Annotated in this window: 23 protein-coding genes; 8 read left to right on the top strand and 15 right to left on the bottom strand. The window is 59.4% G+C overall.

The genetic code is table 11. The annotated features are described in order from the left end of the window. The first annotated feature begins 164 nt into the window (after nucleotides 1-164). The 4 genes from BN1115_RS15780 to BN1115_RS15770 all read left to right on the top strand — a co-directional run bounded on the left by BN1115_RS15780 (nucleotide 165) and on the right by BN1115_RS15770 (nucleotide 3,873). Nucleotides 165-1,808 carry an electron transfer flavoprotein-ubiquinone oxidoreductase gene (locus BN1115_RS15780; RefSeq protein ID WP_042657898.1) on the top strand — a complete coding sequence of 548 codons (1,644 nt, stop codon included), beginning with the start codon at nucleotides 165-167 and terminating at the stop codon, nucleotides 1,806-1,808. 118 nt (nucleotides 1,809-1,926) lie between these two features. Continuing rightward, nucleotides 1,927-2,022, top strand: coding sequence for a 4Fe-4S dicluster domain-containing protein (locus tag BN1115_RS22980; RefSeq protein WP_082034880.1), 96 nt, complete (start codon nucleotides 1,927-1,929; stop codon nucleotides 2,020-2,022). A 293-nt stretch (nucleotides 2,023-2,315) separates the two neighbouring features. Further along, nucleotides 2,316-3,263 carry a magnesium/cobalt transporter CorA gene (gene corA / locus BN1115_RS15775; RefSeq protein ID WP_005337059.1) on the top strand — a complete coding sequence of 316 codons (948 nt, stop codon included), beginning with the start codon at nucleotides 2,316-2,318 and terminating at the stop codon, nucleotides 3,261-3,263. Nucleotides 3,264-3,411: 148 nt separating this feature from the next. Further along, on the top strand, nucleotides 3,412-3,873 hold the full coding sequence (locus BN1115_RS15770) for a DUF2919 domain-containing protein (RefSeq protein WP_042657897.1): 462 nt from the start codon (nucleotides 3,412-3,414) through the stop codon (nucleotides 3,871-3,873). A gap of 12 nt (nucleotides 3,874-3,885) precedes the next feature. On the opposite strand, the gene BN1115_RS15765 is transcribed toward BN1115_RS15770, so the two are convergent. Beyond that, on the bottom strand, nucleotides 3,886-4,605 hold the full coding sequence (locus tag BN1115_RS15765; RefSeq protein ID WP_425248145.1) for a hypothetical protein: 720 nt from the start codon (nucleotides 4,603-4,605) through the stop codon (nucleotides 3,886-3,888). A gap of 295 nt (nucleotides 4,606-4,900) precedes the next feature. Between BN1115_RS15765 and BN1115_RS15760 the strand changes: the two genes are divergently transcribed. Both BN1115_RS15760 and BN1115_RS15755 read left to right on the top strand, forming a co-directional pair. After that, nucleotides 4,901-5,452 (top strand): lipoprotein, encoded by a 552-nt coding sequence (locus BN1115_RS15760; RefSeq protein WP_042657895.1) that lies wholly within the window; start codon nucleotides 4,901-4,903, stop codon nucleotides 5,450-5,452. Nucleotides 5,453-5,651: 199 nt separating this feature from the next. Further along, nucleotides 5,652-7,649 (top strand): hypothetical protein, encoded by a 1,998-nt coding sequence (locus BN1115_RS15755; RefSeq protein ID WP_042657894.1) that lies wholly within the window; start codon nucleotides 5,652-5,654, stop codon nucleotides 7,647-7,649. An 84-nt stretch (nucleotides 7,650-7,733) separates the two neighbouring features. On the opposite strand, the gene glgC is transcribed toward BN1115_RS15755, so the two are convergent. Then, on the bottom strand, nucleotides 7,734-9,008 hold the full coding sequence (gene glgC / locus BN1115_RS15750; RefSeq protein ID WP_042657893.1) for a glucose-1-phosphate adenylyltransferase: 1,275 nt from the start codon (nucleotides 9,006-9,008) through the stop codon (nucleotides 7,734-7,736). Between the two features lie 189 nt (nucleotides 9,009-9,197). On the opposite strand from glgC, the gene BN1115_RS15745 reads away from it, so the two are divergent. Continuing rightward, entirely contained in the window at nucleotides 9,198-10,838 is a 1,641-nt protein-coding gene (locus BN1115_RS15745) for an EAL domain-containing protein (RefSeq protein WP_042657892.1), read from the top strand. On the opposite strand, the gene BN1115_RS15740 is transcribed toward BN1115_RS15745, so the two are convergent. From BN1115_RS15740 to BN1115_RS15700, 9 genes are all read right to left on the bottom strand, one after another. Continuing rightward, nucleotides 10,801-11,295 (bottom strand): hypothetical protein, encoded by a 495-nt coding sequence (locus tag BN1115_RS15740; RefSeq protein WP_042063839.1) that lies wholly within the window; start codon nucleotides 11,293-11,295, stop codon nucleotides 10,801-10,803. The genes BN1115_RS15745 and BN1115_RS15740 overlap by 38 nt on opposite strands. 176 nt (nucleotides 11,296-11,471) lie before the next feature. Beyond that, nucleotides 11,472-11,834, bottom strand: a complete 363-nt coding sequence (locus BN1115_RS15735; protein ID WP_005337077.1) for a DUF2750 domain-containing protein — start codon at nucleotides 11,832-11,834, stop codon at nucleotides 11,472-11,474. 180 nt (nucleotides 11,835-12,014) lie between these two features. After that, a complete protein-coding gene (locus BN1115_RS15730) occupies nucleotides 12,015-13,319 on the bottom strand; it encodes an inosine/guanosine kinase (RefSeq protein ID WP_042063841.1) in 1,305 nt (434 codons plus the stop codon). Between the two features lie 186 nt (nucleotides 13,320-13,505). After that, nucleotides 13,506-13,898, bottom strand: coding sequence for an MAPEG family protein (locus tag BN1115_RS15725; protein WP_042657891.1), 393 nt, complete (start codon nucleotides 13,896-13,898; stop codon nucleotides 13,506-13,508). Nucleotides 13,899-13,932: 34 nt separating this feature from the next. Further along, a complete protein-coding gene (hemH, locus tag BN1115_RS15720) occupies nucleotides 13,933-14,907 on the bottom strand; it encodes a ferrochelatase (RefSeq protein ID WP_042657890.1) in 975 nt (324 codons plus the stop codon). Nucleotides 14,908-15,005: 98 nt separating this feature from the next. Beyond that, nucleotides 15,006-15,650, bottom strand: coding sequence for an adenylate kinase (adk, locus tag BN1115_RS15715; protein ID WP_042657889.1), 645 nt, complete (start codon nucleotides 15,648-15,650; stop codon nucleotides 15,006-15,008). A 303-nt stretch (nucleotides 15,651-15,953) separates the two neighbouring features. Then, complete coding sequence (gene miaE / locus BN1115_RS15710) at nucleotides 15,954-16,712, bottom strand: tRNA isopentenyl-2-thiomethyl-A-37 hydroxylase MiaE (RefSeq protein ID WP_042657888.1); 759 nt, start codon at nucleotides 16,710-16,712, stop codon at nucleotides 15,954-15,956. A 218-nt stretch (nucleotides 16,713-16,930) separates the two neighbouring features. Beyond that, a complete protein-coding gene (purF, locus tag BN1115_RS15705) occupies nucleotides 16,931-18,451 on the bottom strand; it encodes an amidophosphoribosyltransferase (protein WP_042657887.1) in 1,521 nt (506 codons plus the stop codon). A 21-nt stretch (nucleotides 18,452-18,472) separates the two neighbouring features. Continuing rightward, nucleotides 18,473-18,961: a CvpA family protein gene (locus BN1115_RS15700; protein WP_042657886.1), complete on the bottom strand. Its 489-nt coding sequence runs from the start codon at nucleotides 18,959-18,961 to the stop codon at nucleotides 18,473-18,475. Nucleotides 18,962-18,969: 8 nt separating this feature from the next. Here BN1115_RS15700 and BN1115_RS22385 point away from each other — a divergent pair, with 8 nt between their 5' ends. Continuing rightward, nucleotides 18,970-19,146, top strand: a complete 177-nt coding sequence (locus BN1115_RS22385; protein ID WP_156135281.1) for a hypothetical protein — start codon at nucleotides 18,970-18,972, stop codon at nucleotides 19,144-19,146. 2 nt (nucleotides 19,147-19,148) lie between these two features. Here BN1115_RS22385 and serS read toward each other — a convergent pair whose 3' ends face one another. From serS to BN1115_RS15680, 4 genes are all read right to left on the bottom strand, one after another. After that, nucleotides 19,149-20,444 carry a serine--tRNA ligase gene (gene serS / locus BN1115_RS15695; RefSeq protein ID WP_042657885.1) on the bottom strand — a complete coding sequence of 432 codons (1,296 nt, stop codon included), beginning with the start codon at nucleotides 20,442-20,444 and terminating at the stop codon, nucleotides 19,149-19,151. 290 nt (nucleotides 20,445-20,734) lie between these two features. Further along, on the bottom strand, nucleotides 20,735-22,072 hold the full coding sequence (locus tag BN1115_RS15690; protein ID WP_156135280.1) for a replication-associated recombination protein A: 1,338 nt from the start codon (nucleotides 22,070-22,072) through the stop codon (nucleotides 20,735-20,737). A gap of 153 nt (nucleotides 22,073-22,225) precedes the next feature. After that, on the bottom strand, nucleotides 22,226-22,834 hold the full coding sequence (gene lolA, locus BN1115_RS15685; protein WP_042657942.1) for an outer membrane lipoprotein periplasmic chaperone LolA: 609 nt from the start codon (nucleotides 22,832-22,834) through the stop codon (nucleotides 22,226-22,228). 80 nt (nucleotides 22,835-22,914) lie between these two features. After that, on the bottom strand, nucleotides 22,915-25,431 hold the full coding sequence (locus BN1115_RS15680; RefSeq protein WP_042657884.1) for a DNA translocase FtsK: 2,517 nt from the start codon (nucleotides 25,429-25,431) through the stop codon (nucleotides 22,915-22,917). Nucleotides 25,432-25,460: the final 29 nt, after the last annotated feature.

Below are 25,460 nucleotides of genomic sequence, written 5' to 3'. Positions count from 1 at the left end.
CATGCCTCGTCTCTTTGGATTGAATTCATTAGTGTGCCTCTGCGTTTGTTGCAGTACGCTCTTCCCTGATTTTTTGCTTTTTCTTGCTCAGCTTTGCTTACAACTGCTTTACGTTTACGTAAACTACCAGCATTACCCTAGGCCAACCAGAGCGCAGAGGCAAGATGGAACGGGAAGCAATGGAATTTGATGTCGTCATCGTCGGCGGCGGTCCGGCGGGGCTCAGTGCAGCCATCGCCCTGAAACAGCAGGATGCCACTCTCTCCGTCTGTCTGCTGGAGAAGGGAGCGGAAATTGGCGCCCATCTGCTCTCCGGCGCCCTGTTTGATCCCGTCGCCTTGCAAGAGCTGCTGCCGGATGGCTGGCAGCAAGCGCCGCTCGGCGTGCCGGTCAGCGACGATCAGGTTCATCTGCTGCAAAGCGAGCAACGTTCCCTGCAACTCCCCGCCTGGGCGGTGCCACCCCGGATGCACAATGAGGGCTGTCACATCGTCAGCCTCGGCAACCTTTGCCGCTGGCTTGGCCAACAGGCGGAAAAACTGGGAGTCGAAATATACCCGGGATTTACCGCCAGCGAACTTATCATGGACGCGGGCCGGGTCAAGGGGGTGATCACCGGCGATCTGGGGCTGGATCGCGCGGGCAATCCAAAAGCTGATCATGTGCCCGGCATGGCGCTGCTCGGCCGCTACACCCTCTTTGCCGAAGGGGCTCGCGGCCATCTCGGCAAGCAGCTGATCGCCAACTTCAATCTGGAAAACCCCGCCCAACCCCAACACTACGCCATCGGCTTCAAGGAGCTGTGGCAACTGCCAGCAGGTCAAGGCAAAGCGGGACAGGTGCTGCACGGCAGTGGCTGGCCCCTCGGCAAGCAGGGCGGTGGCAATAGCCAGGGTGGTTTCTATCTCTATCACATGGAGGGGGATCAGGTCGCGGTCGGGCTGATTGTCGATCTCAACTACCAGAATCCCTGGCTCAGCCCGTTCGATGAATTCCAGTGCCTCAAGCATCACCCGCTTATCGCTGGCGTGTTGCAAGGGGGTGAGCGCATCAGCTATGGCGCCCGCGCCATCACCAAGGGGGGCTGGCACGCCCTGCCCCGCATGCACTTTCCGGGCGGCCTGCTGATCGGTTGTGATGCGGGCACCCTCGATTTTTCCCGCATCAAGGGGATCCACACCGCCATGAAATCGGGGATGCTGGCGGCAAAAACCGTCGCGATGGCACTGCGGGGGGGCGATGAGGGGGGCCGGGATCTGGCCCAGTATGGCGACGAGCTGCAACAGAGCTGGCTGGCTCGCGAGCTCAAGGCAGCGCGCAACTTCGGCGCGGCTCTTCACCGCTATGGTCCCTGGTTGGGTGGTGCCTTCAACTGGCTGGAGCAGCGGCTGTTTGGCACAAACTCGCCCTTCAAACTGCTCGATAAGGCTCACGATTACCGTCAACTGCGCGTGGCCAGCCGCTGCGAGCCCATTCATTATCCCAAACCCGATGGCATGCTGAGCTTTGACAAGCTCTCGTCTGTGTATCTCGCCAACACCAGTCACGACGAGGATCAGCCCTGCCACCTCAAGCTGCAGGACGCGCGCATTCCGGTCGAGGTCAATCTGCCCACCTGGGCCGAACCCGCCCAACGCTACTGCCCGGCCGGGGTGTTTGAAGTACTGGAAACGGAAGGCGCGGCGAAACTGCAGATCAACGCCGCCAACTGCATTCACTGCAAGACTTGCGATATCAAGGATCCCAGCCAAAACATCATTTGGACCCCACCGCAAGGAGGCTCGGGGCCGAACTATCCCAATATGTAATGAAGTACGGCGATACCAGATACGGTGATATAAAGGATGCTCACCCCAAAATGTCTTCTGGACACCGCCACAAGGAGGATCCTGGCCCAACTATCCGAATATGTGATGGAATACGGCGATACCAAGACGCGGTGACATCAAAGATACTCAGTCCCAAAACATCGTCTGGACACCGCCCCAAGGGGGATCCGGGCCCAACTATCCCAATATGTGATGAAGCGGGACGATAGCAAAAGGCAGCCTCAGAAATCCTTCCCCCCTGCCAAAGGCGGGTTCTACCCCGCACGGCCGCTCAGGTGATCCGACCTCGCTGTTTTTTTGAACAAACAGGCTGGATCCCTGATGAATAGCCCCTGACAAGCGCGGCCCGCCCCTGTATAGTTCGCCGCATTCAGGTTTTCCATCGGCCCGATCTGCTTATCCACGGGATCGCCTTCTTCAGCGATCTAAGGCCGCATGACCTGTGCAACCATCCCTGATTACCCATGACTTTTTAAGGGGGGACAGATGATCACCGCCTACATTCTCAATAACAAGGTGCTGGACATAGTCACGCTCGGGCCTGACGACATAGTACCTGACAACACGGTCTGGCTGGATGCCTACAAGCCGGACACGGCAGAGCGAGAATGGTTGACGGGCCTGTTCCTGGAAGAGGTTCCCGACAAGGAAGAGCTCGACGACATCGAAGCATCCGCCCGTTTCTACTGGGATACCGATGGTCTGCACATTCACTCCCTGTTTCCCCAGCGGATCGGTCGTGACACCAAGGGTGTCCACGTCTCCTTTACCCTGCGCAACAACCTGCTGATCAGTATTCGTGAAGATGACATCGGGCTGGTACGCCTGCTGCGCCACTATATGCGCCAGGATCGGCTGGAAGTGGAGGATGCCCTCGATATCCTGCTGGAGGTGCAAAACCTCAAGGTTGAGTACCTCTCCGACCTTATCGAGGATGGTTACAAGACGTTGGAAAACACCGCAGATCAGATCTTCGAGCCGGATCAGATCAACCCCATGCTCAAGGAGTTGATGGCACAGGAAGAGGCCAACGGCCAGATCCGTCTCTCCCTGCACGATACCCGCCGCGCCTTGCGTTTCCTCAAGCGCAGCCTGCGCCAGCGCATGAGCCTGGAGCAGAACAAGTGGATCGACGAGATGCTGCACGACGTGGAGTCACTGTTGCCTCACACCCAGTTCCTGTTCGACAAGATCAACTTCCAGCTGGAGGCCTCCATGGGGGTCACCAATCTGGAGCAGAACAAGGTGATCAAGATCTTCTCGGTTGCTGCCGTGATCTTCCTGCCGCCGACCCTGATCGCCAGTATCTACGGCATGAACTTCGGCCGCATGCCGGAGCTCGCCTGGGAGTATGGTTATCCCATGTCGCTGGTGCTGATGGTGATGTCATCGCTCGGCACCGGGCTCTTCTTCAAGCGCAAAGGCTGGCTGTAACGCCGCCGACGCGCGCTGCGATATCTGAAGAAACGGATTGGGGGGCATGGCCCCCCGATTAATTCACGCAGATCCCAATGCCTTGCAAAGGGCGCTTCGTCGCCCCATATCCCCTCTATCACTCAATTCCTGTGGCTAACGGGCAACCATGACCCTCTACCCCGAACACCGATATGACGATCACGGCCAGTTGCGCCCGCCCCTCTGGTTCTGGCCCATCGCCCTGTTGCTGACCCGCTCGGTCTGGCTCTTCCTGATGGCAGGGGTCACCCGCGAGAGCGGCAGCGAGATCCTGACCCTCTTCTATCCGGACAAGATCACCCTCTACATCAGCCTGCTGACCGACGTGCCCGCCATGCTGGCGTTGCTCGCCTGCGGCGGCACCTATCAGCAGACCCAAAGCATTCGCGCCAGACTCCGGCGCCACAGCCCGCTGCTGCTGCTCTGCTCTGCCGTCAGCGGCCTGCTGATGCAACTGCACAGCCTCAATCTGCAGAAGTGGTCGTTCAGCTGGCCCACCGCGCTGGTGCTGGTCGCCAGCCTCTGGTCCCTCTGGTATCTGCTGCGCAGCCGCCAGCTACGGGAATATGCCGCAGATCAGCCCCACTGACGGGGCTGACACCTATTGGCGAGTGACCCGGATCTGCAGGGTCTGGCGCTCGCTCTGGCTGCCTCGCGCTCCCTGTAGCTGGGTACCGAGGCGGCTCCCCTGATCCGCAGAGCTGGTGGAGAGCTCCCCCACCGTCAGCCACTGGCCCGGTGCCCCGCTCACTTCGGTGGCACTCTGCCCACGATTGATGGTGCCCTGCTCCAGCCTCGCCTGTTCGCTGCTCAGCGCAATCTGCACCCGATCGCCAATCAAGGTGGCCGTGGCATAGAGGCCATTCACCAGCGGCATCATCCCCACCACGGCGCCCCCGTTCCACTGATAGAAGGTCACCGGTTGATAGGAGCCCATCTGCAGCAGCACGGGGCGGCCCGACAGCCCGCGCACCTGCCAACTGTCGTTCTGGCTGCGCTGGTACTGTTGGGCATTGCCATCGAGCAGCCACTGCCGCTTGGTCTCGTCGCGACTGATTGAGCCCCCCAGTTGCTGACCGCTGGCGGCCCCATCCACCCGCCACTCGATAAGCAGGCTTTGCGGCGGCTGGTTGATCTGGGCCAACGTGGCTTCGGCCTCCTGCAGCTGGGCTGGCGTCCCGCTCAGCACCAGCTGGTTACCCATGGCGCTTACCCCAAGCTGGGGATAGATCTCCTTGAGGGTCTGCACCGCCGCCTGCGCTTCGAAGACCGGGATCACTTTCACCTCGGCCCACAGCGACGGGCTCCAGAGCCCCATCATGCAGCCAAGCCACAGCAGCGCCCTGCAGCCAACCTTGCCCATCCGAACCATTGCGCTCTCCTCGCTCTCTGTTCTCTTCTTGTGCTCTGCTCAGGCTGCTCAGCTCGGACGTGGCCCAACGCCTGCAGCCAACCGATCGGCCCGACTCTGTTCACCCGTTGATGATGAACCCGGCTGTTGCCAAAAAACAACCGGGAATGCAGCAAGACCGTGATTTCCCACGGTATGAGGCTCTCATTCCACGCCCGTTATCGCGTAAGATAGCGCCATCATATTTGCCCAAGCGGAATCCATCATGTTGAAACAACTGTTGTTACTCCCCCTCGCCCTGCTGCTGGGGGCCTGCTCCCTGACCCAGTACAACGTCAGCGAGGCCGAAATCAACCAGTACCTCAAAGATCAGGTCTATTTTGAAAAACAGCTGGGGATCCCCGGTATCATGTCGAGCAAGATCCGTCTGGATGAGATGCAGAGCCGTATCGGCCGCAAACAAGCTGATCGCATCGAGCTGGACGCCGCTGGCGACCTGCAGGTGAGCAGCCCCCTTGGCAGCCAGCAGATGAAGATCCGCTTTGCCCTGAGCGCCCGTCCGGACTATGTGGCCGATCAGGGCGCCATCTATCTGCGCGATCTTGAGCTGGTCTCGGTCAAGACCGAGCCGGCCGATATCGGGGCCGCCCTCACCCCGCTGCTGCCCACCTTCAATCAGTCACTCTCTCTGTTCCTGTCGCAGACCCCGGTCTACCGCCTCGACAGCAGCCGCAAGAACGAAGCCAGGATCAAGGACAAGGTCGAAGCCCTCAAGGTAGAGCCGGGCCGTCTGGTCATCCCGTTCAAGGTGCTCTGATCACCGCCGCACTGGCACTTTCATCGCAATAAACAGATAACCGTCCTCTTCGACAGCGCACATCCGGTTCAACGTGCAGCCGATCGGGGCGGTTTTTTACTTCTCAAGTCCCCTGCAACACAGCATAATGCAGACCATTCTCATTTAGATTCGTCATGAGAAGCGTCAATAATAAAACCAACCAATGGTGAGAAGGGACATGAGAAAAACCGTACTGGTTCAGGCAATCGCCTGCGCACTGATCAGCGGCGCCGCACACGCTGCCGTCAAGGTCGAAGACAAGACATTCAATACCGCCGCCAACATGCTGGCCTATACCGAATTCGAGCTCTCTGGCGAGCCGCTGGCCGAAGCGCTGGGGCTGGATCTGGATGTGCTGGATGCCAACCGTGCCGATGAACCAACTCCGTTCGACTTCGCTGCCGGCATCGAATCCTACGAGTACTCCGAAGAGGCGATGTACGCCCTCAACTACCAATCCGGCATGGGCCCACATCTGGTGAACGGGCCGCAAAACCTGGCCCGTGGTGGCACCATGGCCTCTCTGGGGCAACGGGTGCTGGCCATGGCCGATGCCGTTGGCTTCCCGGCCGATGAAGTGCCGCAGGGCATGTATCCCCTCTCCCTGCCCTACGCCTCCGCCAATCCGGAGTTTGCCCAGGCCGTCAACGCCACTCCGGTCAATGGCGACCAGATCACCATCAAGACCGCCAAAGGTACCGAGAAAACCGTCAAGACCCAGGTACCCGCCTACTTCCGTGACTACAGCACCCTGCGCTGGAGCGGCAGTGACAACCTGCTGGTGCCCGCAGCCGTGGGCGGCATCCTGCTCAAAGAGGTGATGTGGTCGCAAGACTTCCTCGGCGGCATGCACGTGGCCGAGAGCGACGAAGAGGTAGAAGCCGCCTCCGCCACCATGGATCAGGATGGCAAGCACAAGCTGGGCGTCTCTGCCGCTGACGGCTTCAACGGCATGATGCTGACCGAGCAATCCATCGACAAGCTGGCCATCATGCAGAACCAGCTCGGCTTCGATGGCAAGCAACTGGGCGCCAAGATCACCCCGCAGTACGATCCGGCCAAAGGCGTCATCTACTTCCCCCATCAGGTGAAAGTGACCGAAACCAGCAACAACGATGCCGGTGCCATCGGCAAGCTGGAGGTGGTGGATGGCTCCGCCCAGCTGCGCGATGCCTGGATGATGCTGTGGCCGCTCTCCGAGTTCTATGCCTTCAGCGATCAGCGCAGCGCCAACACCAACCAGAACCCGGCCTTCCACGCCGTGTTTGACGGTGCACCGTTTGCCGCCGCACCGGCTGCCAACCAGGCCAATGACCTGGGCAAAGCTGTTGCGGGCAGCGATGCCTTCTCGCTGGCGATCAATCTCTCCAACCTCACCTTCAAGAACCTGGCGGCCCTGCACTTTGATGGCAAGGCCGGCACCCTGGTCGACAGCTGGCAGGCAGGCAAACAGGGCAAGCACGTCACCACCTTTGACGCCGCTTACGCACTGGTCGCCCTGCAGATCTTCCAGCATGCTCAGGATGCGCTGCCGGTCGGTTATGCCGCCGGTGACAATGGCGAGCTGAACCTCAAGACCAAGCAGGGTCAGCAGGCGCTCGACGTGATCCGCAAACAGGCCGATTTCATCCTTGCCAACCTCAAGGGCAAGAATGGTCTGGTGCATGACGGCATCACCCTGAGTGGCAAGCTCGATGCCGGTCAGTCTGTCGATGCGCAGTTCGCCGCTATCCGTGGTCTGACTGCTGCGTTCCTCGCCACCTCCGATGCCAAGTACCGCACTGCTGCCCGCGAGCTGTTCATCGCCGCCGACAAGGCCTACTTCAATGCCAAAGCAGGCACCTGGCTGGCGGGTAAACAGGGTGAATACACCCCCTGGACCCAGGCTGCCATCTCCGGCGCCCTGCGCTCAGCCATGCTGAACCTGCGCAACGAAGGGGCCGAGAAGGCGCCCGAGCTTGAGCTGGCCAAGCTGACCGGTCAGTACGTCAGCTGGTTCCGTGGCACCGTCAACGGTGGCATGCAGATGGCCGAGTGGATCGGTGACTCCGGCGAGAACATCATCGAAGGTGCGGGCAGCGACACCGACGAAGATGGCGTACCTCAAGTGACCGCCGCCGGTGGCAAGCACGGCACCGCCATGGTGATGGCCGCCAAAGCGGTGATTAGCGAGTAATCTTCGCCATTCACCCGAATGAAAAAGGGAGCCAACTTGGCTCCCTTTGCATTACAGCGTCTGACACAGTTTCAAGGACCTTCCTCAAACCAGCTTGTCCAGCATCTCCTTGGTCACCAGCACGATCCCCTGCTCGGAGCGGTAGAAGCGGCGGCTATCCTCGTCGGCATTCTCGCCCACCACCAGCCCATCGGGCAGCACACACCCTTTATCCACCACTACCCGGCGCAGACGGCAACCGGCGCCGATCTCGACCCCTGGGAAGATGATGGCCTGATCCAGGGTGCAGAAAGAGTGCACCCGCACATTGGTAAAGAGCACCGAGTTGAGCACGAACGATCCGCTGACGATGGAGCCGCCCGAGAACATGGAGTTGATGGTCATGCCGTGCTGACCATTGCGGTCCTGCACAAACTTGGCCGGTGGCGTCAGGGTCTGGCTGGTCCAGATGGGCCAGTTCTGATCGTAGATATCGAGCTCGGGCAGCACGGAGGCGAGATCCATGTTCGCTTCCCAGAAAGAATCCAGGGTGCCCACGTCACGCCAGTAGGGTTTTTGACCTTCTCGGGCGCCGACACAGGACATGCTGAAGGGGTGCGCAAACGCCAGCCCCTCCTCCACGATGCGGGGGATCAGATCCATCCCGAAGTCGTGTTTGGAGTCCTGATTGAGAATATCCTCCTCCAGCAGTTGATAGAGGTACTCCGCCTCGAAGATGTAGATCCCCATGGAAGCCAGCGAGCGATCCTCGCAACCCGGCATGGCGGGCGGATTGGCCGGTTTCTCCACGAAGGCGCGGATCTTGCGCTGCTCGTCGATGTCCATCACCCCGAAGGCGGATGCCTCGGCTCTTGGCACCTCGATACAGGCCACTGTCACCTTGGCGCCGAGGCGCACATGGTCGAGCAGCATGGCGGCGTAGTCCATCTTGTAGATGTGATCCCCCGCCAGCACCACTATGTATTTGGGGCCGTAGTCACGGATGATATCGACGTTCTGATAGATGGCATCGGCGGTGCCACGATACCAGTGCACCTCGTCCACCCGTTGCTGGGCCGGGAGCAGATCGATGAATTCGTTCATCTGGTAACGCAGGAAGGACCAGCCCGATTGCAGGTGACGCAGCAGGCTGTGAGATTTGTATTGAGTGACTACACCAACGCGGCGGATCCCCGAGTTGATACAGTTGGAGAGCACAAAATCAATGATCCGGAATTTGCCACCGAAATGGACGGCAGGCTTGGCACGGTTGTCGGTCAACTGTTTCAGGCGACTGCCACGCCCTCCCGCCAGCACCAGTGCCATACTCTGGTTCAGTAATTGTCGTGCTTTGGCACTATTTTCGGGCTCTAACAACATGATTTACCTCTGCCTTGTTTGATCTATTTTCAACTCATCTTCGCCTGATTCGGTAGCTGTGAAAGTGGTTTCACTCACATTTAACCGATCCCAATTGACCCTTTTAACCAAGTTGCGAGGAATAGCATGCTTTGCTCCGCCAGCTTGGTTAAAATTCCCCCATAAAGCAGCCACTTCAAGGATGACAAGATGGTTCACAAGCTCGGACGTTCCCTGTTTCTCATCGCCACCATAGTGACCATACCCCTGCTGCTACTGCAAGCAGTTTGGTTGGCCCTTCAGAGCACACCGCTCACCCTGGCCATTATTGTGGCCACCACACTGCTTGGCATGATCCTGCTGCTGATGCTGGCCATTCGTACCCTGGATGGCCTGCTCCAGCATCAGGAGCTCACCTGGGTCAAGGCGCTCAGAAGCCGGGATCCCTCCCAGCTCGATGAGCCCGCCTCCCGCGAGGTGCTGCAACAGCTGCTGGAGCAGTTCGAAAGCGCCGAGCAGAGCGCCCATCGCCAGCTGACCGAGCTCAGCAATCTGGCCACCACCGACGAGCTGACTCAACTGCTCAACCGCCACGCGTTTCGCCGTGACATGACCGAGTTGCTGCAGCGGGATCAGGACACCCAGACCGCCACCCTGGTGCTGATCCGCGCCACCGAGCTTGGCAAGATCAACGCCCAGCGCGGCTTCCAGTCTGGTGATGCCTATATCAAGGACATGGGCGCACTCATCAAGCGGGTGGTGAGCCGCTTCCCGGGTAATCAGGTCTATCGCATCTCGGGTGCCGATTTCGCCGTGCTGGTGCAGCCGGTGGCCAATATCCCTCCCCATCTGCTGGGGCAGGATTTGAAAGCGGCCTTCGATCACTATCAGGATCAGCACGAGCTGGAGAGCACCGCTTACTCCGGCCTCACCAAGCTCAGCAGCGGTCAGCAAATCGAAGCGGTACTGGCCAGAGCGGATCTGGCGCTGGCCCGCGCCCAAACCGAAACCATCAACGGCTGGGCTATCCAGCAGGATGACAACGTCTCCGATCTGCAGGGGCAACACCACTGGCGCGAGGTGCTGACCGAAGTGCTGGCGCAGGAGCGGCTCAGCTTTACCTACCAGCCGATCCAGCCGCTGCACCGCAGCATGCTGGCCTACAACGAGATCTACACCCGCTTCAGCGGCAACGACGGCACCGCCCTGCCCACCGATACCCTGTTTGCCATGGCCCAGCGGCTGGATATGGTGATGCGGCTGGAGCAGCTGGTCATTACCCACATCATGCGCCAGTACCGGGCCTTTGGTGCCAACCAGAGTCGCTGGGGGATCAACCTCTCCCCCAACCTGCTGCAAAACAGCACCTTCCTGATCTGGCTTGACCGCCAGCTGCTTAAAGACCCCAATACCAGCGCCAATCTGGTGTTCGAACTGGATGAAGAGCATCTGGAGCGCAACCTGACCGGCGCCAAGCGGGTGTTTGAACTGCTGCGCCGCAACGGCAGCCGCTCGGCCATCGCCAACTTCGGCAAGGGGATCGGCTCTTTTACCCTGTTTCGCGAGCTCAAGCCCGACTACATCAAGCTGGATCCCGCCCTTATTACCGGGCTGGAGCAGGATCAGACCAACCAGCAATTCGTGCGGATGATCGTCGATGTATCACATCGGATGGGGTGTCAGGTGATTGCAGAGGGGGTGGAACAGCTTGGCCAGAAACAGCTGCTGCAGGGGATGTACGTGGATGGCTTGCAGGGCTATCTGATCGCCCGGCCGCAACCGCTGCGACCGGATATCAGCCAGCTGGGGCTCTTTACTGAGGATGCTTCAGCTTCAACAGGGTCAGAATGATGTCATTGAGCTGGCGATAGCGCTCCAGCTCTTTCTGATCGTAACGGGTCGCCAGCGTGGTGGGGTTGTGGCGATTCTTGAGGTAACGGTTGATTTGCAGGCGATTGAACCCCGCCACCTGATAGACCTGGCCAAGCAGGGTATTGAGCTCATCGTGCTCCAGACCGGCTCTGGCCAGATACTCCCCATCGGCGGGACTCTCGGTCTGATGGCTCCATTTGCCAATGCGGCCGCTCTCTTGCAGATAGCTGAGCCACTGCTCGATATAGAGCGGTTTGCAACCCGCCAGCAGATTGAAAAAGCCCACCGCATCGCAACGACAACCGCTCAGGAGCACGACCGCCAGCTGATCGTCATCGCACTGGAAGGTCACTGGCCCGGCTTGCGCCCAGTCCAGTGCCTGCACCCGAATGCTGGCCTTCTCACCCGCAGCTCCCGTTACGTCGAATACAAACATGGCGCTCCTCCCTTGGCAAAAGGTTGATGATGGACCATCCCCCTGACAGGTGCAAAGGCAAATCGGCTTTTAACTCATCAATCTGGATATTCGACCATAAAAAAGACCGGTATCCTGAACGAATACCGGTCTTTATCTTGATGGCCTGTACGCTCAGGCCATCAATGGAGGCGCTTTCAGGCGTCCAGTTCAACCAGTGCCTTGGCCAGCTCGATGGGCTCGAGCTCCTGACCTTCCAAGTCGGCGTTCCAGTTCGGGCCGACCAGCACATCATCTTCATCCAGATCGTTGATCCAGATATCGAGAAACTCTTCCAGATCGATCACTTCCGGCTCGTAATCGGCCCACTCGTCGACGCAGTGCAGACGGGCGTCTTCTTCAGCAGACCAGAGCGGCATCACGTCGGCGTCTTCAAATTCGGCGGAGCGGCAGACGACCCAGTCTTCCCCATAGCGCAGACCCCACACCTGACCCGACTCGCGGACTTGTTCGATAAACAGTTGGAAATTGGCGTCAAGGTTGTCGTTAAGCATGCTCATGGGATTCTCTCTTTCTTTCGGGTGCTGCGGCATTGTCGGGCGACAATACGATGGCCAAATGGTGTCGCAAAAGCGACATGGACTCAAGCATATTGGGGTTATTACTGGAAAAAAGCCGGGATAACCCCCATTAGCCTGCAAAAACGCCTCCCAGTGGAGGCGCCTTGCAGATTCAGGAGATCAACGCTCCCAGTAAACCTCTTCCAGGCTGTCCTCTTTCTCCGGCAAACCGCGGGAGAGACGGGGGCTGCTCTGGGCCAGCACCTCGTAGCTGACACGGTTGGCATATTTGCACACCTGGGCCAGTGAGGAGTAGGTTAGGAACTCGGAGGTGTGCTTGGCGGAGTTGGGCACATTCATCCGGTGATAGGAGTTGGCGACCATGTCGTGCAGCACGGCAGAGAGCGCGCCATCCCCTGCCCCGTTGGTGTTCTTGATCTTCTCCGGGCCACCCATGTACGGGGAGATGTGGGAGTAGATGCGGGCTGGTTTGCGGCACTTGGCGCGGGCCATCGGGCGGCTGAACTCATACATGTTGAACTCGGGGATCACGCCAGGCAGCAAGGTGTGAGTGGTTTCGCGCTTGTAATCCTCGTCGGTGTAGCTCGCCATGTAGAGACCGATGGGGCCTGCGGTACAGAGCACCATATCGGCCCAGTCGAGCGCCTTGTCGGCCGCACCGAGCGGATCAGCGATGCCGGTCAGGGCTTCACCCTCGTCTTCATTCATCGCCAGCACGGTCACGTTCTCGGCAATGAAGTCGCGCCACCACTGGGGATTTTCATCGATGACAAAACGGGTGCCCAGGGTCAGCACCACGGGAATACCGGCCTCACGGGCATAACGGACGGCGGCCATGGCAGCCTCTTTCATCGGATCACCATCGTCACCACGCACCAGATAGGCGGTGATCACCAGTGCAGAGGCCCCCTTGATCACATCCTCCGGAATGTGCTGCACATCCAGCTGGTTCATCTTGCCGGCGTTGATGCCGAAGCTGCGCTCGCCACACTCGGTGATGAAGGTGAAGCAACGACCGATGGGGCCATCCACCGGCTGCAGATAGTCCAGATTGACGCGCGAAGAGGTGTTGCACAGATAGCGGTAGGCGTAGCAGCCGATGCGAATGTCCTGGCTCATTACACCCAGCAGGATGGAGTGGGAATCGGCCAGCACCGAGTAGTTGTGTACCGTGTTGCCGATGGTGCCACCGGCAAACTCGCTCACTACCATGTTGTTGGCCTTGAGCTCGTCATAGATGCGTTCGGCCACGTCGTCGTTGATGACGACGGAGTGCCCCTTGCTCAGACCATAACGGGTCAGAAACGCTTCATCCACATGGGCTTCGATATCAACCAGGGTCTGATCAATCCCGACCACGTAGGCTTTGCCCAGCTCGGTTAACAGGGGATTTTGCGGCACCAGGGGATCGCGTCTGTCGACAGGGAAGTAGTGTTTGGACTTGCGCTGACCGGGAAATTTCATGGCAATGTTCTGTGCTCTGGGGGAAAGAGGGGCGGGATTTTAACACAATCCGCCGCCCCGAAAAGTCGCCCTGTTTAAATAATGGAGTCAGTATAGACAAGGGCCGCAAGGAAAAACGTTTGCCTTTTCACCATAAAAAAACCACCCGCCAAGGGTGGTTCTGAAATACAAAAATGCGGCCAGCTTTCAGAGTGTCGCCACGCCCTGCAACAGGGCCAGCCCCGAGAAGAGTCCGAGGGCGAGCCAGAACAGCAAGGTACCCAGAAAACGGGACACATTGGGGGCTTTGGGGATCTGGATGCCGATAGCATGAAGGATGCGACCAGCCAGCAGCATGGCGCCACCGACATGCAGCCAGAGCGCACCGGCACCGGAAAGCTCGCACAGCGCCATCAGCAGCATGGTCAGCGGCACATACTCGGCAAAATTGCCGTGAGCCCGGATCGCCGCCAGCAGCTCGGGGGCTTCCCCCTGCCCTATCATCACCCCGAACTGGGCGCGGCGTCTGACCACCCAGAAGGAGAGCCCCAGAAACAGCAGCCCCAGCAGGCCTGCGTAAATCAGTGTGATATGTACCATGACTCGACTCCTTGTTTGACTGACTGTCGATCACTCATGCCAGTTCGCGGCAGATGAGCGAGACCATCATCCGGATATGGGCCTGATCGCTGTTGAGGGCCGCAATATATTCAAACCGCTCGCCACCGGCCTCCATGAAGATCTCCCGGTTCTGTACCTGAATTTCCTCGAGGGTTTCGAGGCAATCGGCGGCAAAGGCAGGACAAATCACATCGAGCCGCTTGATGCCCACTGCCGGCATACCGGCGATGGTCACGTCGGTGTAGGGCTTGAGCCACTCCTCCTTGCCAAAGCGGGACTGGAAGCTGGCCGTCCACTGCCCGGCTGCCAGCCCGAGTGCTTCGGCCAGCAGGGTGGCAGTGTGACGACACTGGTGACCATAGGGGTCCCCTTCGTTCTCATAGCGCTCGGGAATACCGTGGAATGACATCAGCAGGTGATCACCCTGGCCGTGCTGCTCCCAGTGACGGCGCACGCTCATGGCCAGCGCCTGAATGTATTCGGGATGGGCGTGATAATCACGAATGAGCCGCACCACCGGCAGATTGCGCTCCTTCTTCATCGCCTTGCCCCAGGCATCGAAGACCGAGGCGGTGGTACTGACCGAATATTGCGGATAGAGCGGCAACAGGATCACCCGGTTGACCCCTTTGGCCTTGAGCGCCTGCCAGCCATCATTCACTGACGGAGAACCATAGGTCATCGCCAGCTCCACCGGCACCTCGACCCCCTCCCGCTTGAGCTCCTGCTCCAGCGCGGCGCGCTGCTGTTTGCTGATCACCATCAGCGGCGAGCCCTGCTCGGTCCACACCTGCTGATAGAGCTTGGCCACTTTGGGCGAGCGTGTCGGCAAGATAATGAAGTGGAGCAGCGGGCACCAGAGGTAACGGGGCAGGTCCACCACACGGGGATCGTGCAGGAACTGGCTGAGGAACGCTTTGACGGCAGCGGTGGTCGGTGCGGCTGGGGTACCCAGATTGACCAGCAATATTCCGGTTTTCGTGGTCACGTTGGCTTCCTGTCTATCTGTCATTATGCAAAAAGGGCCCCGCAGGGCCCTTCTCTTTATTTATCTGATGGCACGGGAAACTGTGCCGGCAGCAAAGATCAGCCCAGAATGGTGGCAAGCTGCTTGCTGACCTGATCAACCGGCTGGGTGCCGTCGATCTTGACGTAACGGGTGTGGCCCGCTTCCGCCTCTTTGCCGTAGAAACCGATCAGCGGCGCGGTCTGCTGATGATATACATCCAGACGCTTGCGCACTGTGGTCTCTTCGTCGTCGGCGCGGATCACCAGATCTTCACCGGTCACGTCATCCTTGCCTTCCACTTTCGGCGGGTTGAACACCACGTGGTAGGTACGGCCGGAGCCGGAGTGAACGCGACGACCGCTCATGCGCTTGACGATCTCTTCGTCCGGCACTGCAAACTCCAGCACGAAATCAACCACAACACCGGCGTCCTTCATGGCTTGCGCCTGGGGAATGGTGCGCGGGAAACCGTCCAACAGGAAGCCTTTGGCGCAATCCGGCTGAGCGATGCGCTCTTTGACCAGACCGATGATGATGTCGTCAGAGACCAGCTGACCTGCGTCCATCACAGCTTTGGCTTTCAGACCGAGCTCGGTGCCCGCTTTGATCGCTGCACGCAGCATGTCGCCGGTGGAGATCTGGGGAATACCGTGTTTTTCCATGATGAACTGAGCCTGAGTACCTTTGCCGGCGCCCGGAGCCCCCAACAGAACAATGCGCATACACGCTCCTATTGATTGGTTATTCAAATCTTGCGAAGGCAAAAAAGTACACGGTTTCGCCCGTTTCTACAAGGGTGAGCCACCTGAATGAGCACTTTATCGCCACAATAACCGGCTGATCGAACAGGATTTCATCGCAAGGGACAGACGCAAAAATAGCCAGGGATTCAGCATAGAGCGCCACATGCAGGAAGGAGGTACGGCAGAAAAAAAGATCCCGGCTCGGGGCCGGGAATTGCGCTCAAAAGTAACTACTTGTCGCTCGTAGTAGGAACAGGGCAATAGTAGTTTGCCCCCTGTGCGTCAACAACTGTCAGATGTGACAGGCAGGCCGCTATGGAACCTGAATTGCGGATCCGGCGAACAGATAAGCTCGGCTTCCAGCTTGCCAAAGAAGGCCACCCGCTCGCTGATATCCTCCCCTGCGTACTGTTCGGCCAGCGTGAGGTAATCCTGATAGTGGCGCGCTTCGGAGCGCAGTAAAGAGACGTAGAAGCGACTCAGCTCTTCATCCAGATGGGGCGCCAGCTTGGCAAATCGCTCGCAGGAGCGGGCCTCGATATAGGCACCGATGATCATCTTGTCGACGATGGTGGCCGGTTCATGGGTGCGCACATGCTGCATCAATTGGCGGGCATAGCGGGAGGCCGTCACCGGTCCGTACTCGATGCCACGGGCCTGCATGATCTCCAGCACCTGCTCGAAGTGATGCAGCTCCTCCTGAATGAGCCGCACCATGGGAAACAGCAGCGGGTTGCGTTCCAGCTCGGCAAAGACGGTGCGATCAGACTCCCCCATGCTGCGTTTGCCCAGGATCTCGGCCTTCTCCGGAATGGCATCCAGCTCGCGATAAAACTCCAGCTTGGGCAGCAGATGGCGCTTGCCCTTGGGCAGGCAGTAGCGGCGCACCAGACTGTGGGCGGTGAGTGCGGCCTTGGTCTCGCAGTTAGCGTGATCGATGAGCAGGGTCGGTAAACGGGCCGGATCCCGCGCCATCTCTACCCACTCCTCCGGGGTCTCGCACTGCAAAAACTGGCGCACTGGGGCTAGCAGATCATCCATCTGAACTCTCGTTTGTTAAACACGCCGGTTAAAAGCGTATCGGTCATATATGTTGCCGCCTATGCTAGCGGATCCCGCTGGCCATGCCCATATCCGGCAAGATAAGCGGATGTTTTTCAAACAGATATCCCCTCCCCCTTCTGCCCGTGCGCGGCAGAAACGACAATGGGGGCCACTGGCCCCCATCTCGCTATCCCATCCGGCAAAACCGCAAACGTTTAACTGCCTTCGTTAAAAATTTCCAGATTGCTGGTGCCTTCCTGCCATTCACGCACCGCTTTGGTGTCATCGTTGCGCAGGGCGTTGAGGTGATCCAGATAGGACTGGTCCACATCGGAGGTGACGTAGTGGCCATTGAACACCGAGGTCTCGAAATGACGCAGATCCGGGTTGATCTCCCGCACTGCTTCTTTCAGATCTTCCAGATCCTGGAAAATCAGGCCATCAGCACCAATCAGCTTGCACACCTCTTCCACTTCACGGCCGTGGGCAATCAGCTCGTTGGCGGTGGGCATGTCGATACCGTAGACATTGGGGAAGCGGATTTCCGGCGCTGCCGAGGCGAAGTAGACCTTGGCTGCCCCTGCTTCACGGGCCATCTGGATGATCTGCTCGGATGTGGTACCGCGCACTATGCTGTCATCCACCAGCAACACCTTCTTGCCCTTGAACTCGGAGCCGATGGCGTTGAGCTTGCGGCGCACCGACTTCTTGCGCTGGGTCTGGCCCGGCATGATGAAGGTACGACCGATGTAGCGGTTCTTCACGAAGCCCTGACGGTATGGCAGGTCGAGGGTGTGAGCGATCTCCAGCGCCACGTCACAGGAGGTCTCGGGGATGGGGATAACCACATCGACGTCGAGATCTTCCCATTCGCGGGCAATCTTCTGACCCAGCTTGCGACCCATGTTGAGGCGGGCAGCGTAGACCGAGACCTTGTCGATGCACGAATCGGGACGGGCAAAGTAGACATATTCGAAGATGCAGGAGCTCATCTGCGGGTTCTCCGCACACTGCTCGGAGAAGAGCTGGCCCTGCTCGGTGATGTAGATGGCTTCACCCGGCGCAATATCCCGCACCGTCTCGAAACCGATGGCGTCGAGCGCCACGCTCTCGGAGGCGAGCATGTACTCCACCTGACCCTGCTCGTCCTGACGACGACCGAGGATCAGCGGGCGAATGCCGTTGGGATCACGAAAGCCGATGAGGCCATGGCCAATCACCAGCGAGACCACCGCATAAGCGCCGCGGATCTGCTGATGGGTTCTGCGCACCGCCGCGAAGATATCTTCGGGGCGCAGCGCCATCTTGTCGCAGCGATCCAGCTCGTGGGCCAGCACGTTCAGCAGCACTTCCGAATCGGAGGTGGTGTTGATGTGGCGGCGGGCGACCTTGAACTGCTGCTCCTTGAGCTCCTTGGCGTTGGTGAGGTTGCCGTTATGGGCCAGCACCATGCCGTAGGGCGAGTTCACATAAAAAGGTTGGGCTTCAGCGGCACTTGAGCTGCCTGCGGTGGGATATCTGACATGACCTATGCCGATGTTCCCTTGCAGACGCTGCATGTGGCGCACTTCAAACACGTCCTTCACCAGGCCATTGGCCTTGCGTTGCCGGAAGTTTCCACTCTCAATGGTCACGATCCCGGCGGCATCCTGTCCCCTGTGCTGCAACACCGTCAAGGCGTCGTAGAGGGCCTGATTGACGGGGGTGGTGCCAACTATACCGACAATACCACACATGTCTTTGCTACCTCGAAGTCACTATACCTGTTTAAGAAAACTGGATGAGTTCAACATGAACCCGAAAAACCACTGGATCACCGGCTTGAACTCCGGCACCAGCTTGGACGCCACCCACCAGTCGCTCTGGGAGAGGCTGGTGAAGGTATCCATGAAAAAAAGCAGGGCACTGACGATCAGCACCCCGCGAATTGCGCCGAAGCAGACCCCCAGCACCCGATCGGTACCGGAGAGACCCGTCTTGTCCACCAACAGGCCCACCACATAGTTGACCACGCTGCCGAGGATCAGGGTCGCTACAAACAGCGCGGCGATGGCCAGACCGTTGCGCACCAGCGCGTCGGAGAACGAGGTGAAATAGACGGCGAGATCGGGATAGAAATGGCTGGCAATAAAGAAGGCGATAAACCAGGTGACAAGAGACATGGCCTCCTTGACGAAGCCGCGCACCAGGCTGATGAGAGCAGAAAAACCGACGATGCCGATGATGGCGTAATCAATCCAGACCATAGAAAAAGATGTCCTGCGAAATTGCGGCGCAGTCTAACAAAAACGATTGCGCATTGCTTGATAAAAATGTGTTAACTGTTCAAAGCGGCGCCGAAAAGCCGCATTTTTTCAGCACTAAAACGGTTGACCGGCGCCAGAATGCACAACGCCATGGCAATGCCATGGCGTTGTGGTCAGCGGCGTGAGCTTAGCCTATGTGGGTCAGGCCACCCATGTAGGATTGCAGCGCAGCCGGGATGGCGATACGGCCATCTTCTTGCTGGTAGTTCTCCATCACCGCGACCAGAGTACGACCCACCGCCAGACCGGAGCCGTTCAGGGTGTGCAGCAGCTGCGGCTTGCCGTCGATGCGCACACGAGCCTGCATGCGGCGCGCCTGGAAGTCGGTGCAGTTGGAGACAGAGGAGATCTCGCGGTAAGTGTTCTGGGCTGGCAGCCACACTTCCAGATCGTAGGTCTTGGCGGCGCAGAAGCCCATGTCACCAGTAGAGAGTGCCATCACGCGATACGGCAGTTCCAGCAGTTGCAGCACCTTCTCGGCGTGACCCACCATCTCTTCCAGCGCTTCCCAGGATTGCTCCGGGTGAACCAGCTGAACCATCTCGACCTTGTCGAACTGGTGCATACGGATGAGACCACGGGTATCACGACCGTAGGAGCCCGCTTCGGAGCGGAAGCAGGGGCTGTGGGCGGTCATCTTGATCGGCAGTTCCTGCTCGTCGAAGATCTCGTCGCGAGCCATGTTGGTGAGCGGCACTTCGGAGGTCGGGATCAGCGAGAACTTGCGCATCTTGCCTTCATCTTCCCCTTCGCCCTCAATCCCGGTATTGAACAGGTCCTGGGAGAACTTGGGCAACTGGCCGGTGCCATAGAGGCTATCCGGGTTAACCAGATAAGGGACGTAGCATTCGGTGTAACCGTGCTGCAGGGTGTGCAGATCCAGCATGAACTGGGCCAGCGCGCGGTGCAGACGGGCAATCTGCCCCTTCATCACCACGAAACGGGCACCGGAGAGCTTGACGCCATTCTTGAAGTCAACGCCCTTGGCCGCTTCACCGAGATCGATGTGATCACGCACCGGGAAGCTGAACTGACGCGGGGTACCCCAGCGACGCACTTCCACGTTGTCGTTCTCGTCACGCCCCACCGGAGTAGTCTCGCTCGGCAGGTTGGGGATGGCGTCGGCGATGGCTTTCAGCTGGGCCAGCAGGGCATCCAGCTCGACCTTGCTGGTTTCCAGCTCGTCGTTGATCTTGGTCACTTCGGCCTTGAGCGGGGCAACATCTTCACCACGACGGGCAGCTTCACCGATGGATTTGGAGCGGGCGTTGCGCTCGGCCTGCAGCTCCTGGGTACGGGACTGCAGATCCTTGCGTTTCTCTTCCAGAGCGTTGACAGCCGCTACGTCCAGAACGTAACCGCGTGTCGCCAGACGAGCGGCAGCCTCTTCGATATCGCTGCGCAGATATTTGGGATCCAGCATGGTTTACCTACTTTTTTAAAATGGGATCTGGGCCTGAGTCATCATGACGGGCTGGGAAACAGATCCGGAAGTTAACATCGGTTGGCGCACCCCAATCGTGTTCAGAATCGGGCCTTCGAAATCAAGAAGATGGTATCAGGCCGAAACCAACGGGGTCAGACGGGCAGTGTAGCAGACCGCCCCCCCGCCCGAACAGGGACTATTTGGGTCGTTTTTGCCGACTTGTGGGGTCAGACACCCCAATTTTCCGGTGTCTGACCACTTTTCATCCAGCAGGAGAAAACACGCGACTATCGACCCCGTTTTTGCGTGCTCTGCCGGTCCAGTTCGTGGAGATAGTCGAGCTTCTGGCCGATCTGCTTTTCCAGACCGCGATCGGTCGGCTGGTAGTACTGCTTGCCAGCCAGTTCGGGGGGGAAATACTCCTCGCCCGCGGCATAGGCGCCCGGCTCGTCATGGGCGTAACGGTACTCGGCGCCATAGCCCAGATCGCTCATCAGCTTGGTCGGGGCATTGCGCAGGTGTACCGGCACCTCGAAGTCAGGCAGGTTTTTGGCATCATGGAGCGCCGCCTTCCAGGCGGTATAGACCGCATTGCTTTTCGGGGCGCAGGCGAGATAGACGATCGCCTGGGCGATGGCCCGCTCCCCTTCCGCCGGACCGATCCGATGGAAGCAATCCCAGGCCGACAGGGCGACCTGCATGGCACGGGGATCGGCATTGCCCACATCTTCCGAGGCAATCGCCAGCAAGCGACGGGCGATATAGAGGGGATCGCAACCGGCGCTCACCATGCGGGCATACCAGTAGAGCGCCGCATCCGGCGCCGAACCGCGAATGGATTTGTGCACCGCCGAGATGAGGTCGTAGAAGTGATCCCCCCCCTTGTCGAAGCGGGCCACATGCTCCCCCACAACGGCGGCGAGCAGGGAGCTGTCGATCACCCGCGCCCCTGCGCTATCGGTTTCGGCCATGTCGGCCAACAGTTCCAGATAGTTGAGGGATTTTCGTCCGTCCCCATCCACCGCCTTGGCCAGCGCCTCTTTGACGCCGGGGGCGAAGGTGAGTGCCGGATCATTGAGACCACGAGGATCGCTCATCGCCTGATCGATCATGGCCAGGATGTCGCTCTCCTCCAGTCGTTTGAGCAGATAGACCCGAGCCCGGGAGAGCAGTGCGTTGTTGAGTTCGAACGAGGGGTTTTCAGTGGTGGCACCGATAAAGGTAATGGTGCCATCTTCGATGTGAGGCAGGAACACATCCTGCTGGCTCTTGTTGAAGCGGTGCACTTCATCCACGAACAGGATGGTACGCACCCCGCGCCAACTGTTCTCCTTCGCCTTGTCGATGGCGGCGCGGATCTCCTTGATGCCGGAAGTGACCGCAGAGAGTCGCTCCACTTCCGCCTGGCAGTAGTGAGCCATCAGCTCCGCCAGCGTGGTCTTGCCGGTACCGGGCGGTCCCCACAGGATCATCGAGTGGCAGTGCCCCGCCAGAATGGCTTTGCGCAGGGGCTTGTCAGCCCCCAGGATATGTTGCTGACCGATATACTGGTCGAGGTTTTGCGGCCGCATCCGGGCCGCCAGCGGACGAAAGTCCGATGAGAAATCCAGCGACAAGTTGCTCATCTGTATTGACCGTTCAGTATCACGGATACCGCCATGGAAAAACGGCCCGACGAGAAATCCAACAAGAGGTTGCTCATCGGTATTGACCACCCAGCGTCACGCCACCCGCCTTTGACTGGCGCAGTGACGAGCAATCCAACGACCGCGGACTCATCAGCGCTGGTCGTCCAGCTCGACCCCCTGCGGGATCTTGAAAACAAATTCGTTGCCCTTGAGCACCGGCTTGCGGTTGAAGCTGCTCAGGGTGAATTCGCTCCACTGCCCTTGCGCCTCTTTCACATCGAAACGGCTGATGTTGTTGGCCCGATCGAAGGTGACGCGGAAGGAGGCGATCAGCTCATCCTTGTTGCGGCTGGTGACGGTATAGACATCCCCCTGCTGGGTCACGTCATAGTTCTTCCAGAACTTGTCGTCATTGCCGGCGATCAGAATAAAGGGGGTGTTGAGCACCGCATCTTTCAGCTTGAGGGCGGTGACCTGCTCGACGAAGGGATCATAGACCCAGACATCCTGACCATCGGCCACGATCAGGCTCTCGTCCGGCGAGGTAGTGTGCCAGTTGAAACGGTTCGGGCGCTGCACCAGCAGATCGCCGCTGGCCTTTTGCAACTCCTTGCCCTTGCTGTCATAGACGGTCTGGGCAAACTTGGCGGAGAAGAGGCTGACACCCGCCAGCTTCTGTTTGAGATCGCTGGCCGCATCGGCCCACACCTGACTGCTGGCCATCAGCAGCACGGTACCCATCAACAGTTGTTTTTTCATCACGCTCTTCATAAAGACGCTCTCGATAAAAGGCCACGCCCGCGGAGGGCATGGCCAGGGATAGTATGAAACGGTGAGGCTTAGTCCCGCACCGGCGGCGGTGCCAGCACGTCGCGCTGACCATTGCCACCCGGTGAGCTGACGATGCCCTGATTCTCCATCTGCTCGATGAGACGGGCTGCCCGGTTGTAACCAATCTTGAACTTGCGCTGGACGCTGGAGGTAGAACCACGGCGGGATTCCACCACAAAGGCGACCGCTTCGTCGAACAGGGGGTCGAGCTCTTCATCGCCACCACCGCCATATTCGCCGCTGCCACCTTCGCCACCCGACTCACCGGAGAGGATCTCCTCGATGTAGTTCGGCTCGCCACGCAGTTTCCAGTCCGCCACCACCTTGTGCACTTCGTGGTCATCGACGAACGCACCGTGTACCCGGGTCGGGTTGGAGGTACCGGACGGCATGTAGAGCATGTCGCCCATGCCGAGCAGCGATTCGGCCCCGCCCTGATCGATGATGGTGCGCGAGTCGATCTTGCTCGACACCTGGAACGAAATACGGGTCGGGATGTTGGCCTTGATAAGGCCGGTAATCACATCCACCGACGGACGCTGGGTCGCCAGAATGAGGTGAATACCGGCCGCCCGCGCCTTCTGGGCGATACGGGCAATCAGCTCTTCCACCTTCTTGCCGACGATCATCATCATGTCGGCAAATTCGTCCACCACCACCACGATGTGGGGCAGTTTTTCCAGCTCCGGCGGCATCTGATCCATGGAGTCACCCGGACGCCACAGCGGGTCGAGCAGCGGCTCGCCCGCCTCGATAGCAGCCAGCACCTTGTCGTTGTAGCCCTTGAGGTTACGCACGCCAACTGCCGACATCAGTTTGTAACGGCGCTCCATCTCGCCCACGCACCAGCGCAGAGCGTTGGCGGCGTCCTTCATATCGGTCACCACCTCGGTCAGCAGGTGCGGGATCCCTTCGTAGACCGAGAGTTCCAGCATCTTGGGGTCGATCATGATGAAGCGCAGGTCATCGGGGGATGACTTGTAGAGCATGGAGATGATCATGGTGTTCACCCCCACCGACTTACCGGAACCGGTGGTACCGGCCACCAGCAAGTGCGGCATCTTGGCCAGGTTCACCACCACCGGCTCCCCTGCGATGTCCTGACCCAGGCCCATGGTGAGCGGGTTGCGGCTATCGCGGAAGGCATCGCAGTCGAGGGTCTCGCGCAGGTAGACGGTCTGGCGCACCCGGTTGGGCAGCTCAATCCCGACGAAGGTCTTGCCCGGGATAACCTCAACCACCCGCACGCTGCTGGCCGAGAGGGAACGGGCCAGATCGCGCGACAGGTTGGTGATCTTGCTCGCCTTCATACCCGGCGCCAGATCCAGCTCGAAACGGGTAATGACCGGGCCCGGATAGACACCGACCACCTTGGCCTGCACGTTGTAGTCGGCCAGCTTGGCTTCCACCAGACGGCCCATGCGATCCAGCTCATCCTTGCTCATCATCTGGGTCTTGGCAGGCGGTCTGTCCAGCAGCTCGATGCTTGGCAACGGGGGCATCGTTGATTGCGGACGACGCTTGGGCCTGCTCGGTGCGACGGCAACCGGCGCGGCGACCTCGTCGTCCCCTTCGGCCCACGGCAGATCCAGATCGTCTTCATCATCGTCATCGGCCACAGCCAGTACCGGCTGACGACGACCATTGGCAGCCGCCACCGCACGTTTGGGCTTGGCAGCCGGAGCCGGCTCGTCATCTTCATCATCAAACTGCGGGTCGAACTCGAAGGTATCGTCGTCGAGTTCCGGCAGCCACTCTTCGGCGGCGGCCTTCTGATCCTTGGCCTTGGGCCTGCGAGTCCAGCTGGTGTGCGGCTCATCTTCCTCGTCATCAAACGCGATGGCCCCGACCCCGCCTTCCAGCAAGGGGTCCGGCCCCTCGTTGCGGGGTTGACGCCAGCCACCGGTCAGCCAGCGGCCGAGGGTGGTCGGGAAGTGGTAAACGGCGCTGACCGAACCGGTACAGGCCGCGCCGATCTGCTCGACGATAGTGAGCCATGACCAGCCGGTAAACAGGGTGATGCCGGTTGCCACAAAGCAGAGCAGCATCAGGTTGGCCCCGACGCCACCAAACAGCGGCACCACCGCGGAGGCGATCACATCCCCCACCAGACCACCGGCGGAGAAGTTCTGCATATCGTTGAAGTTCATGCTGGCAATGGCCGACATGCCGAGCACGGTCAGGATAAAGCCGATGATCCGCACCCCCAGGGTGAGGTAATCCACATCGAGCAGTCGGCTCGGCCGCCAGAACAGACTCCAGCCCAGCAGTACCACCAGCGGCGGCACCAGATAGGAGAAGGCCCCAAAGGTAAACATGGTGATGTCGGCGAGCCAGGCACCGGCACTACCGGCGAGGTTCTTCACCTCCCCTTGCCAGGAGGTCTGGGACCAGCCGGGATCAGCGGGATGATAGGACAACAGGGCAAGCAGAAGATAAGCAGCCATCAGGGTGATGGCGATCAAGACGGCTTCGAAGATCCGTTGTGTACCTGATAAAGGAGTAAACAGCTTTTTATCGGCCAAACTCCGGCTCCTTTCTGAAAACATGTAAT

Source organism: Aeromonas allosaccharophila, assembly GCF_000819685.1.
Classification (GTDB): domain Bacteria; phylum Pseudomonadota; class Gammaproteobacteria; order Enterobacterales; family Aeromonadaceae; genus Aeromonas; species Aeromonas allosaccharophila.
This window is presented reverse-complemented; position numbering and strand designations above follow the sequence as displayed.